Origin of the sequence: Paracoccus sp. (in: a-proteobacteria), assembly GCF_030538755.1 — a bacterium.
Taxonomy (GTDB): Bacteria; Pseudomonadota; Alphaproteobacteria; order Rhodobacterales; family Rhodobacteraceae; genus Paracoccus.
In genome coordinates, this window is the sequence record NZ_JAUNTJ010000038.1 from 1 (window position 1) to 12,318 (window position 12,318).

At 68.5% G+C, this 12,318-nt stretch carries 10 protein-coding genes; 5 read left to right on the forward strand and 5 right to left on the reverse strand.

Annotation, left to right across the window (positions count from 1 at the left end; translation table 11 throughout):
• Positions 1-38 precede the first annotated feature (38 nt).
• The 5 genes from Q4G14_RS14650 to Q4G14_RS14670 are packed head-to-tail and all read right to left on the reverse strand — an operon-like array spanning position 39 to position 4,343.
• Positions 39-1,304 carry an NnrS family protein gene (locus tag Q4G14_RS14650; RefSeq protein ID WP_303362506.1) on the reverse strand — a complete coding sequence of 422 codons (1,266 nt, stop codon included), beginning with the start codon at positions 1,302-1,304 and terminating at the stop codon, positions 39-41.
• On the reverse strand, positions 1,301-2,050 hold the full coding sequence (locus tag Q4G14_RS14655; RefSeq protein WP_303362507.1) for an ABC transporter ATP-binding protein: 750 nt from the start codon (positions 2,048-2,050) through the stop codon (positions 1,301-1,303). Before Q4G14_RS14655 ends, Q4G14_RS14650 begins: the two co-directional genes overlap by 4 nt.
• Positions 2,047-2,892: an ABC transporter permease gene (locus tag Q4G14_RS14660; RefSeq protein ID WP_303362508.1), complete on the reverse strand. Its 846-nt coding sequence runs from the start codon at positions 2,890-2,892 to the stop codon at positions 2,047-2,049. The genes Q4G14_RS14655 and Q4G14_RS14660 overlap by 4 nt, the downstream gene beginning before the upstream one ends.
• Before the next feature lie 24 nt (positions 2,893-2,916).
• Positions 2,917-3,903, reverse strand: a complete 987-nt coding sequence (locus Q4G14_RS14665) for an ABC transporter substrate-binding protein (RefSeq protein WP_303362509.1) — start codon at positions 3,901-3,903, stop codon at positions 2,917-2,919.
• Entirely contained in the window at positions 3,900-4,343 is a 444-nt protein-coding gene (locus Q4G14_RS14670) for a hypothetical protein (RefSeq protein WP_303362510.1), read from the reverse strand. Before Q4G14_RS14670 ends, Q4G14_RS14665 begins: the two co-directional genes overlap by 4 nt.
• A gap of 216 nt (positions 4,344-4,559) precedes the next feature.
• Here Q4G14_RS14670 and Q4G14_RS14675 point away from each other — a divergent pair, with 216 nt between their 5' ends.
• From Q4G14_RS14675 to Q4G14_RS14695, 5 genes are all read left to right on the forward strand, one after another.
• Complete coding sequence (locus Q4G14_RS14675) at positions 4,560-6,662, forward strand: TonB-dependent siderophore receptor (protein WP_303362511.1); 2,103 nt, start codon at positions 4,560-4,562, stop codon at positions 6,660-6,662.
• A 62-nt stretch (positions 6,663-6,724) separates the two neighbouring features.
• Complete coding sequence (locus tag Q4G14_RS14680; protein WP_303362512.1) at positions 6,725-7,561, forward strand: ABC transporter substrate-binding protein; 837 nt, start codon at positions 6,725-6,727, stop codon at positions 7,559-7,561.
• Positions 7,558-9,522, forward strand: a complete 1,965-nt coding sequence (gene fhuB / locus Q4G14_RS14685; RefSeq protein ID WP_303362513.1) for a Fe(3+)-hydroxamate ABC transporter permease FhuB — start codon at positions 7,558-7,560, stop codon at positions 9,520-9,522. Before Q4G14_RS14680 ends, fhuB begins: the two co-directional genes overlap by 4 nt.
• The gene (locus tag Q4G14_RS14690) at positions 9,519-10,292 is read left to right on the forward strand and encodes an ATP-binding cassette domain-containing protein (RefSeq protein WP_303362514.1); all 774 of its coding nucleotides are present in this window, start codon (positions 9,519-9,521) and stop codon (positions 10,290-10,292) included. The genes fhuB and Q4G14_RS14690 overlap by 4 nt, the downstream gene beginning before the upstream one ends.
• Before the next feature lie 8 nt (positions 10,293-10,300).
• On the forward strand, positions 10,301-12,001 hold the full coding sequence (locus Q4G14_RS14695) for an ABC transporter ATP-binding protein (protein WP_303362515.1): 1,701 nt from the start codon (positions 10,301-10,303) through the stop codon (positions 11,999-12,001).
• Positions 12,002-12,318: the final 317 nt, after the last annotated feature.

Genomic DNA, 12,318 nt, shown 5'->3' on the forward strand with positions numbered 1-12,318 from the left:
ACCTTATGAATCACGGACAGATGCCGCCCGTCTACCACTTAAGTTAGCGCGTATGATGGCCCGCCCCCACCCCCGCCCACGTCCTCGCCCGTGCGCCCGAACCTGTCCCCGAACCCGCCGCTGCGTAATCCGGGCCAATAGGCAGCGACCCAGATCACGAATGCCGCCGCCCATGCCAGTGCCGGCAGCGCGTGCAGCGGGCCGGGCAGGGGCAGGCCCATTTCGGGCGCGATGCGCAGGGCGGCGGCGGCGATCAGCATCAGCGCGCCGATGCGCGTCAGGGCCGACAGGCCCAGGCTCTGCCCGGTGTGCAGCCGCCCGGCGATGGACAGCACCGTGTAAACCCCCAGCCCCAGCCCGCCCATAAAGGCCAGATGCAGCCCCGCCACCTGCGTCCACGGCGCGCCCAGCAGGGCCGCGCCCGTCATCAGCAGCCCCAGCCCCGCCAGTGCCGCGCTGCCCGCCAGCAGCAGGATTTCGGCGCGGGCGGATTCGCGCCCGATGAAACCTTCGGCCACGCGGTCCATGAACCCGGCCCCCGCCGCAAGGATCAGCCAGCCCTGCACCATCGGGCTGACACCCGCCGCCTGCCCGGCCATGGCGACCAGCACCAGACCGGGGGCCAGATTGATCCGGCCCGGATGCGGGCGAAAGGGCGAAGTGGTCTCGCCTGGGTCCAGCACCTGATTGGTGATCGGCACGGTGATCCGGGCCAGAGCCAGCCCCAGCAGCCCCAGATAGGCAAAGCCGGTCAGATGCAGGCAGGTGGCGGCGCGGGCGATGTCGCCGCTGATGAATGCCAGCCGCGCGGCCAAGGCGCAGCCGCTCAGCAGCGCCAGCCATAGGATGAACGCGATCAGCCGGTCGCTGCGCCGCCGGATCGACAGCGCGACCAGATAGGCCAGCAGCGCGCCTATCCAGCCCAGATCGGCCAGCGCGCCAACCACGCTGAGCCGGTCCCAGCCCAAGGCACCGACAATGCGCCCCGCCGCCCACAGTGCCGCCAGTGCCCACAGGGGGCGGCCGCGCAGCGGTTCGGTGTCGGTCCATTCCGGCGCGGCGGTGGTCAGAAAGCCGATCAGCGCCGCGCCGAACGCGCCGATCAGCATCTCGTATCCGTGCCACAGCGAGGGCGGCACCACCCGCGCCAGCGGCAGATCCAGCCCCAGCGCCAGCACCCAGATCAGCGGAAACGCCGCCGCATAAAGCGCGGCCAGCGGAAAGAACAGCCGGAATCCCTCGTCGCCCAGCGTCGCGATCAGGCTGCGCGGGGCAGCGGGGCGGGGGGCGGCGGCGCAGCTCATGCGATCTGCCTTTCATCGACATTGTGGATATGCGCGAACAGCGGGTCGCCGGCCAGCGCCTGTGTCACCCAGTCATGCAGGGCGGCATCGCTGCGCTGGCCCGGCAGGCCCGGCACGATGCGGTCGCCCGGCACGCCCGCGCCGTGGCTGTCCAGCACCGCGACACGATGGGCGACGCGGGCGGCCTCGAACAGATCATGGGTGATGAACAGCCCCGACAGCCCGGCCCCGGCGCAGGTGGCAATGACCAGATCCTGCATCCGCCGCCGCAGCGCCACATCCAGCGCGGTGAAGGGTTCGTCGAAATAGATGAATTCCGGCCGCACCGCCAGCGCGCGGGCAATGGCGACCCGCTGACGCATCCCGCCCGACAGCTCGATGGGGTATTTCGCCAGATCGGCAGGTTGCAGCGCGACCTGAGCGGCGACCTCGGCCACGCGCGCGCGGCGTTCGCGCCGGGGCAGGCGGGCCAGCCGCAGGCCAAAGGCGATGTTATCCGCCGCCGTCGCCCAGGGCAGCAGCGCCGGTTCCTGAAAGATCATCGCGTGGCGGGTATAGCCGCGCGCGATCCGGCCCGATTTCGGTTCCGCCAGACCGGCGGCGACATGAACCAGCGTGGATTTCCCGCAGCCCGAGGGGCCGACCAGCGCCACGATCTCGCCCGCGCTTACGCTCAGGTCGATCCCGCGCAGGACCGAGCGGCCAAGATAGGCGTGTTCCAGCCCGCTGATCCGAAGGGCGCTCATCGTTTTACCCCCCATGGCTGGGCGGCGCGGCGCCAGCGGTCGATTTCGCCCTTGATCGGGTGAACCAGCGTGTATTCCACCGCGATCAGCAGCGCGACGGCGATCAGCACCCATGCCAGCGCCGTGGCGATGTCCAGATTGATCCGTGCGCCCGCCAGCGCGCCGCCGATCCCGCCCGCATTGGCCAGCAGCTCGGCCATCACCGCGACCTTGAAGGCGGTGCCCAGCGCCAGCACCAGCGCCGGAAACAGCGTCACCGTGGTCTGGCGCAGCCCAACGGTCAGGAACCGCCGCACCGGCCCGGCACCGAATGCCTGCGCCATGCGGTCCAGCCCGCGGTCACGGGTGGCGATGCCCTGCGCCGCGCCCAGAAACACCACCGGCAGCGCCGAGACCACGATCACCATCCGCACCGTCGCATCCGAGCCGCCGAACCAGATCATCGCCAGCACGATCCACGCAATCGGCGGCACCCCCAGCAGCACGGTAATCAGCGGCTGCAACAGGCGCATTGTGGCGGGCGAATAGCCGGCGGCCAGCCCCAGCGTTACGCCAATCGCGCCGACCAGCGCAAAGCCCGTCACCGCGCGTTGCAGCGTCAGCCCGGCCACTGCCCAGCTTGCCGGATCTTGCGCCAGCCGGGCCGCCGCCGCCACGGTGTCCAGCGGCGAGGTCAGGATGAACGGGCCATAGGCTTCGTGCCCGGCCTGCCATGCGGCGGCCAGCAGAAACAGCGCCGCCAGCCCGACCCAGCCGGACCACAAAAACTCCAGCAGCCGGGCGGCGCGGTCGGTCAGCGCGGACAGGATCGGGGCGGTTATGGTGGCGGGGCGGGCTGTCATCGCTGGCACCTTGGGCAGAGCGGTCTAAAGATAGAAGCCGTCATCGGGCAGGCGGCCGTTGATCGCGGCCATATCGGCGCCGGTCATCGCGGTCAGCATCCGTTCGATGTCGGCGCGGGCCTCGGCTGCCGGGCGGGCGACAAGGTTGGAATGCGGCACCGAGGCCGCCAGCAGCGGCGCGGGCATGTCCAGCACCGGGGCGGCGTGGCTGGCGGCGGTGGCCGGGTCGGCCAGCACCTCGGCAGCGGCCTGCGCAATCGCGGCCAGCAGGGCGGGGATGGCATCGGCATGGGCCTCGGTCAGGGTGGCCGTCAGCGCCAGCCCCGCCTGCGGCAGCACCGGCGCGGCCCCGGTCATCTCGCCCCATGCTGTTTGCAGGTCGATGACGCGGGCGATGTCCTTGCCTGCCTGCGCGCCCTGGATGACGGCGGCGGTGGCGGCGGGTTCCACCGTCAGCGCCGCATCAACGCGACCGGCCAGCAGCATCTGCATCGCCTCGATCGGGGTGCCGGCATAGGTGATCGTCAGATCGTCCGCGATGCCGTGATGCGCCACAAGCTGGCTGAACAGGATTTCCGGCGTGTCGCCCCGGAACGGCACGGCGACGTGGCGGCCCCTCAGGTCGGGGATGCCGCCAATCGCCGGATCGCCCGAGGTGACATACAGCAGCCCGTTCGTCATCACATTCGCCAGCCGGATCGGAAAGCCGCGATTATACATGTTCGCCGCCGCCTGCACCGGCATGACCGAGGCAAGGATCGTCCCCGAGGTCAGCCCGGCGCGCAGCTCATCCGGGGTGCGCCAAGCGGTCATGCTGGCGCTGTCGGCGATGGCGGTCAGCTTGCCGCTGGCAACGGCATGGGCCAGCGTGACCGAAGGCCCGGCGGGCGGGCCGAACAGGGCCAGTTCGGCCATGCGGCCCTGCGCGCGCGGCAGCCCCGGCAGCGCCAGTGTCGTGCCAGCGGCCATCGCGCCGATCAGCAGGCTGCGGCGGTTGGGTGTGGGGGTCATGGGGATGTCCTTTCGGGTAAGGGGGCGCGGAACGCCGCGCGCAAGGCCGATCCGGCAACGAGAGGCAGGGCCACGGGAATGGCGTAGAGCCGCAGGATGCCAGCGGCCCCCAGCCGGTTCAGCGGCACAAAGCCCAGCTCTTTGCCGCACAGGCCATGCAGCGCCGCCATGGTCAGCAGTGCCACGGGCCACAGCGCCAGACGCCAGCCGGGCCGGGGCAGCAGGCCGGACAGGGCGGCAAGGGCGATGGCCACCGGCCACCACGCCAGCGCCAGCACCGCCAGCCATCCCGCCGTCATCAGCACCGAGAACCGCAGGTCCAGGGGCCACAGCCCGCCTTGCAGCGTCGCTTGCGTAATGGCAGCCGCCAGCAGCGCGACCAGCGCCAGCAGGTGCAGCGCAAGATGCCGTGCGCGGCTGTTTGTGCGGCGGTGGGCCATGGCGGTGGTGCGTATCCGGTTGTTTCAGCGCGGCGGTGTCGTGGCGACCGCTCTTGCCATTTCCGACTATATCTATCAGTATTGCGCCGCAATCTGATTCCGGCGGAAGCTTCGCGACATTCTGCCCCATGGCAAGGGCGCTATCACGAAGGGTTGACAATTCACACTGATTCACTCAGGAACCGCCGCAACCATTCCCTTACAGGTCTTTCTCTGATGAAAACATATCCCGTTCTGTCCCGCCGGTGCCTTGCACTGGCCAGCGGCAGCCTGATCGCCCTTTCCGCAAGCATGGCGACCGCGCAGGAAGAAGCGCCGGTCGTTCTGGACGAAATCGTGCTGACGGCAACCACCGATACCAGCACGCAGATCGACGGCTATGTGGCCGATTATGCGCAGATCGCGACGAAATCCGATACGCCGATTGCGCAGACGCCGCAATCCATCTCGGTCGTGACCAACCAGCAGATCGAGGATCAGGGCGCCACGACGCTGGGGCAGGCGCTGAATTACAGCGCGGGTGTGCTGGGCCAGCCCTACGGCACCGACGCCCGCTTCGACAGCCCGACCCTGCGCGGGTTCGAGGCCCGCGATGCGCAATATGTCAACGGCTTGCGCCAGTTGCGCTATATGGGCGCGCCCGCCTATGAAACCTATGGGATGCAGCAGGTCGAGGTGGTGCGCGGCCCGTCATCCTCGCTTTACGGGGCCGGCTCGCCTGCGGGGATCATCAACCAGGTGCAGAAACGCGCGCAATCCTATGATTTCAGCGAAATCGGCGCGGGATTCGACAGCAATAACGGCGGTCAGGCGTTCTTTGACGTGAACCGCGCGGGCAATGATGTGTTGTCGTGGCGTCTGACCGGGATCGCCCGCAACAACAAGCCGCAGATCGAGGAACTGGATAACAAGCGCGGCTATCTGGCTGCTGCGGCCCGCTGGCAGGCGACCGATGCAACGACCATCGACATCATGGCATCTTATCTGAAAGATGCGCCGCTGTCGCCTGCGGGTGTGCCCTATGCGCTGACCCAGACCGCGGATGGCAAGCGCCTGCGCGATCTCTATACCGGCGAAGACGGCTGGGACGACAGCGACCGCAAGATGTTCAACTTTGGCGTCGAGATCAGCCACGAACTGGAAAGCGGCTGGCGGCTGGATCAGGGCTTCCGCTATGAAAACTTCGACTGGAATTATCGCGGCATGTATGTGACCGGCCTGTCGGGCACGGAGATCACCCGTGGCGCGAATTTCCAGTCCGAGGATGCGTCGGGCATCAACCTGGATACCCGCCTGTCGGGCGTGGTCGATACCGGGCAGGTCTCGCATAACCTGCTGTTCGGGCTGGACATCCGCAAATACGATTCCCGCACCACGACTGAATTTTATACCGCCCCGTCGCTGGATTGGGTGAACCCGCTGCGCGGCAGCCTGCCGACCGGCGATCCGTGGTATGTGTCGAACAGCGACATCACGCTGAAGCAGATCGGCATCTATGCGCAGGATCAGGTCGAGGTCGGGAACTGGCGCGCATCGCTGGCCCTGCGCCATGACCGCGCCGATGTCACCGGCTGGTCGGAACGCGCCGGCACCCGCGCCGATGTGGATCTGTCCGACAGCAAGACGACGGGCCGCGCCGGGCTGTCCTATGTCTTTGACAACGGGGTGATGCCCTATGTCAGCTATGCCACCTCGTTCGAGCCGGTGGACGCGATCAGCTATGCCGGGGTGCAGGTCGAAGGTTCGGCTCCGGGGCCAAGCACGGGCAAGCAATGGGAAGTCGGCGTCAAATACGAACCCACCGCCTTTACCGGGCTGATTACCGCCGCCATCTATGATCTGCGGCAGGAAAACATCATCGAAAACCTGGGCGGCGGCACCTATCGCAATATCGGCGAGGTCAAGTCGCGCGGCTTCGAGGTCGAGGCCACCGCCGAAATCGCCGAGGGCTGGGATCTGCGCGGGTCTTATTCCTTCAACAAGACCGAACAGATGACCGGCGCGAATGCGGGCAATGACATGTCCAATGCCCCGCGCCATCTGGCGAACCTGTGGCTGGACCGCGATTTCGGCAATGGCTGGCGCGTTGGCGGCGGTATCCGCTATATCGGCTCGCGCTTTGGCGATTCGGCCAACAGCTATGATCTGGGGTCGGTGACTCTGGCCGATCTGGGGGCCAGCTATACCTATGACAACATCGAAGCCTCGGTGAACATCAACAACCTGACCGACAAGGTATATCTGGCCAATTGCGGCAGCTTTGGCTGTTACTATGGCGAGGGCCGCACGATTTCCGCGCAACTGACGCGCAAGTGGTAATCGGCCTGCATCGTCGTCACTTTCTGACCGCCGCCAGTGCTTTTCTGGCGGCGGGTTTGCCAATGGGATTGCCTGTGCGGGCGGCTGATGCGGTGCAGCCGCGTCTGGCGGCGATCGACTGGGCGATGCTGGAAACCGCCGTGGCGATCGGTCATATGCCCGTCGCGGCGGCGGAACTGATCCGTTACCGGCAGGATGTGGGCCAGCCCGCGATCCCGGCGGATGTCACCGATCTGGGCCTGCGCGGCGCGCCGAATTTCGAGCTGCTGCAACTGCTGCGGCCCGATCTGATCCTGTCGTCGAATTACTATACCCGATACGAGGACCGGCTGGCTGAAATCGCCCCGGTGTTTTCGCTGCCCTTCTATATCGCGGGTCAGGCGCCCTTGCCCAAGGTGCTGGACGCGCTGACCTTGCTGGCCGACCGCATCGGCGATCCGCAGGCGGGGCAGGCGGCGCTGGCGCGGGCCGAGGCCAGCTTTGACGCGCTGGCCGCGCGGGCGGCGGCGTTCAGCGACCGGGCGGTTTGCATGGTCAATATCGGGGATGCGCGGCATATGCGGATTTTTGGCTTTGACAGCCTGTTCGGCAATATCGCCACCCGTCTGGGTCTGCGCAACGCATGGGCCGACGGAACGCAATTCAGCTTTCTGGCCCCGGTGCCGCTGGAACGGCTGGCGGATATGCCCGATGCCCGGCTGGTCATCGTCGGAGAGATCCCCGCCGCCGCCCGCCGCAGCCTGTCGCGCAGCGTGCTGTGGCCGGCGCTGCCTCCGGTGGTTCAGCGCCGGGTCTATGCCGTGCCCGATACCAACCCGTTCGGCGGCGCGCCTGCCGCAACCCGCTTTGCCCAGGGGCTGATCGCCGCGCTGGAACGCGGCCCGCAGGTGCTGGCATGATCCGCGCCCTGCCTTTGGTTGCGCTGTTGTCTGCCGGGCTGTGGTGGCTGGCGGCGGTGCAGATGCTGCCGCTGGCCGACTGGCCCGGCTGGCCGCTGCGCGCGCAAGGGATGACGCTGGATCAGATCATGCTGGCCTATGGGCTGATGCCGCGCGGCGTGATCGCGCTGGTGGCGGGCGCGGTTCTGGGGCTGTCGGGGGCGATCCTGCAAACCGTGCTGCGCAACCCGGTGGCCGATCCGACGACGCTGGGCATTTCCTCGGGGGCGCAACTGGCGCTGGTGATGGCGACGATCTTTGCGCCGTGGCTGCTGGATTATGGCCGCTGGCCGGTGGCGCTGACGGGGGCGGGGCTGGCCGCCGCGCTGGTGCTGGCGATTGGCGCGGCGCGGGCCTTTGCCCCGGTGACGATGGTCATCGCCGGGATGCTGGTCGGCATGACCGCCAGTGCCGTCGCCACCGCCGTCACGCTGGCGCAGGGGCAATATCTGCTGTCGCTGGTGATCTGGAACGGCGGCTCGCTGGTGCAGCAGGATTGGAGCGGCGTTCTGACGCTGAGCGCCGTTCTGGTGGCGGGCGGTGCGGCGGCGGGCCTGCTGGCGCGGCCCCTGCGCGTGCTGTCGCTGGGGGCTGCGGGGGCGCAGGGGCTGGGGCTGAACGTTGCCGCCGTGCGGCTGCTGGCGGTGGCCGTGGCGGTGGTGCTGGCGGCGGCGGTTTCGGCGGAACTGGGGCTGATCGGCTTTGTCGGGCTGGCCGCACCGGCGCTGGCCCGCACCATGGGCGTGCGCAGCATTGGCGGGCTGCTGGCGCTGTCGCCGGTTATCGGGGCGCTGATCCTGTCGCTGTGCGATGGCATCGTGCTGGCCATCGCGGGTCAAAGCGGCGAGATGTTCCCCACCGGCGCGCTGACCGGGCTGATCGGCGGGCCGCTGCTGATCTGGCTGCTGCCGCGCCTGCGCGGCTCGACCCCGCCGGGGACCGAGCGCGGCGAAGGCCCCGCGCCCCGCCGTGCCCATCCCGTGCGGATGCTGGCCGGGCTGGCGCTGGGGCTGGTGGCGGCGGCGCTGGTGCTGGTCTGGATCGGGCGCGTGCCGGGGGGCTGGGCGGTGCTGGACCGCGACAGTTTCGCGGCCTTTTTGCCGATGCGCCTGCCGCGTCTGATCGCCGCCGCATCCGCCGGGGCGGCGCTGGCGCTGGCGGGGGCGGTGCTGCAACGGCTGACCGCGAACCCGCTTGCCTCGCCCGAGGTGCTGGGCGTGTCGGGCGGTGCCTCGCTGGGCTATGCGGCGGTGGTGTTTGCGCTGGCCGCGCCATCGGCCACGGCGCTGACGGCGGGAACCATGGCGGGGGGCGCGGTCGCGCTGGCGCTGGTCGCTGCCTTTGTCAGCCGCCGCGACATGCCGCCCGAGCGGGTGCTGCTGGCGGGCATCGCCGTGTCGGCACTGGCGGGGGCGGTGCTGTCGGCGATGATGGCGGTGGGGGATGCCCGGTCATGGGCGATCCTGAGCTGGCTGTCGGGGTCGTCATCGGCGATCACCATGCCCGGCGCGCTGGCGCTGGCCGGGCTGGCGGGGGTGCTGTGGGGCGCGGGGCTGGCCGCGCGGCGCTGGCTGGCGATCCTGCCGCTGGGGCATGGCGTGTCGGGCGGGCTGGGCCTGCCCTTGCGCCGGGCGCGGCTGGCGCTGATCGCGCTGGCCGGGCTGGCCACCGGGGCGGCGACGGTGCTGGTCGGGCCGCTGTCCTTCGTCGGGCTGATGGCCCCGCATATCGCCCGCCGCGCCGGGCTGGCCCGCCCCGCCGACCACCTGACCGGCAGCGCCCTGACCGGCGCCGGGCTGATGCTGGCCGCCGATTTCGGCGCCCGCATGGCCGGTTTTCCCTATGAACTGCCGCTTGGCCTGTTCGCCGCGCTGATCGGCGCGCCCTGGCTGATCTGGCTGATGATGAGGTCGCGCACATGACCCCCTTGTTCGACATCCGCAACCTGAGCGTTCAGGTGCCCGGCCGCCGCCTGCTGAGCGATCTGAGCCTGCATCTGCCCGCCGGTCAGGCCATTGCGCTGATCGGGCATAACGGTTCGGGCAAATCCACGCTGCTGAAAACGCTGGCCCGGCAGATCGCCGCCAGCAGCGGCAGCATCACCTTCGAGGGCCGCAGCCTGACCGACTGGCCCGCCCGCGACTATGCCCGCCGTCTGGCCTTTCTGCCGCAGACCACCCCCCCGGCCGAGGGCATGACCGTGCGCGAACTGGTCGCGCTTGGCCGTTACCCGTGGCACGGGGCGTTGGGGCGCTTTGCTGCGGCGGATCACGCGGCGGTGGCGGCGGCGATGGCGGAATGCGGCGTGGACGGCTTTGCCGGGCGGCTGGTCGATACCCTGTCAGGGGGCGAACGTCAGCGCGTCTGGCTGGCGATGATGGTCGCGCAGCAGGCCGGAACGCTGCTGCTGGACGAACCGATCAGCGCGCTGGACATCGCCCATCAGGTCGAGGTGCTGGCGCTGGTCCAACGCATGTGCCGCCAGCAGGGCCGCAGCGCCGTGATCGTCCTGCACGAGGTCAACATGGCCGCGCGTTTCTGCGATCATGTCGTCGCCATTCGCGGCGGCAAGCTGGCCATGCAGGGCAGCCCGGCCGAGCTGATGCGCCCTGAAACGCTGGAACAGATCTATGGCCTGCCCATGCAGGTGCTGACCCGCCCGGATGGTGGCCCCGTCGCCATCCCAGCCTGAGGACCCCTATGCTTCGTCAGTTTTTCGCCTATTACCGGCCCTTCATCGGGCTGTTCTGGCTGGATTTCGGCTGTGCCGTGCTGTCCGGCCTGCTGGAACTGGCCTTTCCGCTGGCCATCACCGCCTTTATCGACCACCTGCTGCCGCAGGGCGACTGGCCGCTGACCATCGCCGCCGCCGCCGGGCTGCTGGCGCTGTATGCGGTCAATGCCGGGCTGCTGGTGGTGGTGATCTATTGGGGCCACAAGCTGGGCATCAACATCGAAACGGTGATGCGCGCCCGCGCCTTTGACCACCTGACGCGGCTAAGCTGGCGCTGGTATGACCGCACCCGCACCGGCAAGCTGGTCGCCCGCGTCACCCGCGATCTGGAGGAAATCGGCGAGGTCGCCCACCACGGCCCCGAAGACGCCTTTATCGCGCTGATGACATTCATCGGCGCGTTCATCCTGATGTTCTGGATCAACCCGCAAATGGCGGTGATCGTGGCGGTGATCGTGCCGGCGATGCTGGCGCTGGTGATCGTCTATGGCGGGCGGATGACGCGGACATGGCGGGCGATCTATTCCCGCGTCGGCGATTTCAACGTCCGCCTGGAAGAGGCATTGGGCGGCGTCCGCGTGGTGCAGGCTTTCGGCAATGAATCGCATGAAAGCGATCTGTTCGCGGTGGATAACGCCCGCTATCGCGATGCCAAGCTGGATGCCTATCGCGTCATGGCGGCCTCGAGCGCGCTGCAATATATGGGGCTGCGGCTGGTGCAGGTGGTGGTGATGGTCGTCGGCGCGGGCTTTGTGCTGAACGGCGCGCTGACCACCGGCGGCTTTGTCGGCTTTCTGCTGCTGGTCGGCGTGTTCTATCGCCCGCTGGAAAAGATCGCCGCCGTGATCGAGACCTATCCGCGCGGCATCGCCGGTTTCCGCCGCTATCAGGAACTGCTGGCGACGGAACCCGAAATTGCCGATGCCCCCGGTGCGATTGCCGCCCCGGCGCTGCGCGGAGACATCCGTTTCGATCGGGTCAGCTTTGAATATGACGCCGGCCGCCCGATCCTGCGCGACATCGACCTGACCATCCGCGCGGGCGAAACCGTGGCCTTTGTCGGGCCGTCGGGTGCGGGGAAAACCACGCTGCTGGCGCTGCTGCCGCGGTTTTACGAACCGACAGCGGGGCGGATCACGGTCGATGGGCTGGACCTGCCGCAGATGCAGTTGCACAGCCTGCGCCGTCAGATCGGGCTGGTGTCACAGGATGTGTTCCTGTTCGGCGGTACTCTGCGCGAAAACATCGCCTATGGCCGCCTTGGCGCCACGGATGCCGAGATAACCGAGGCCGCCGCGCAGGCGCAACTGACCAGCCTGATCGCCAGCCTGCCCGAGGGGCTGGATACCATCGTCGGCGAACGCGGCGTCATGCTGTCGGGCGGGCAGAAACAGCGCGTCGCCATCGCCCGCGCCTTTCTGAAAAACCCGCCGATCCTGATCCTGGACGAGGCCACCTCGGCGCTGGACAGCCAGACCGAGCGCGAGATCCAGTCGGCGCTGGACCGGCTGGCCGTGGGCCGCACGACGCTGGTGATCGCGCATCGCCTTGGCACCATTCGCGGCGCGGATCGCATCGTGGTGATGGACCATGGCCGCATCGCGGAAACCGGCACCCATGCCGAACTGCTGGCGCTTGGCGGGGTTTATGCCGGGCTGGCGGCGTAGCTGTTTGACCCCACGGTTCGCTGCTGCGCCCATTTCGATGGAATGGGCCTGCCTTGCGGGGCAGATACGCCGTGGCTGCGCGATGATCCCGATCATGCCGGCAAAACCCCGCAAGACCGGGATCAGTGCCCAAACTGCCGCCAAGTGGCGGAAAGCCGTGTGAATATGGCCGCCGTCAGCCCGTGGCTTTGCGATCTGCGCGATCCTGCCGGAATATCTTTCAACAGGCGCGGCAACTTTCGTTTCAGCCTGATGCGACAAAGGCGGGGCGTGGTCCCATACGCGCTAACTTAAGTGGTAGACGGGCGGCATCTGTC

What these genes read in the sequence shown, in the direction of transcription:
- Q4G14_RS14650 (WP_303362506.1), bottom strand. Translation starts at nt 1,304, where the DNA reads ATGAGCTGCGCCGCCGCCCCCCGCCCCGCTGCCCCGCGCAGCCTGATC.
- Q4G14_RS14665 (WP_303362509.1), bottom strand. Translation starts at nt 3,903, where the DNA reads ATGACCCCCACACCCAACCGCCGCAGCCTGCTGATCGGCGCGATGGCC.
- Q4G14_RS14695 (WP_303362515.1), top strand. Translation starts at nt 10,301, where the DNA reads ATGCTTCGTCAGTTTTTCGCCTATTACCGGCCCTTCATCGGGCTGTTC.
- Q4G14_RS14670 (WP_303362510.1), bottom strand. Translation starts at nt 4,343, where the DNA reads ATGGCCCACCGCCGCACAAACAGCCGCGCACGGCATCTTGCGCTGCAC.
- Q4G14_RS14655 (WP_303362507.1), bottom strand. Translation starts at nt 2,050, where the DNA reads ATGAGCGCCCTTCGGATCAGCGGGCTGGAACACGCCTATCTTGGCCGC.
- Q4G14_RS14675 (WP_303362511.1), top strand. Translation starts at nt 4,560, where the DNA reads ATGAAAACATATCCCGTTCTGTCCCGCCGGTGCCTTGCACTGGCCAGC.
- Q4G14_RS14690 (WP_303362514.1), top strand. Translation starts at nt 9,519, where the DNA reads ATGACCCCCTTGTTCGACATCCGCAACCTGAGCGTTCAGGTGCCCGGC.
- Q4G14_RS14680 (WP_303362512.1), top strand. Translation starts at nt 6,725, where the DNA reads ATGGGATTGCCTGTGCGGGCGGCTGATGCGGTGCAGCCGCGTCTGGCG.
- Q4G14_RS14660 (WP_303362508.1), bottom strand. Translation starts at nt 2,892, where the DNA reads ATGACAGCCCGCCCCGCCACCATAACCGCCCCGATCCTGTCCGCGCTG.
- fhuB (WP_303362513.1), top strand. Translation starts at nt 7,558, where the DNA reads ATGATCCGCGCCCTGCCTTTGGTTGCGCTGTTGTCTGCCGGGCTGTGG.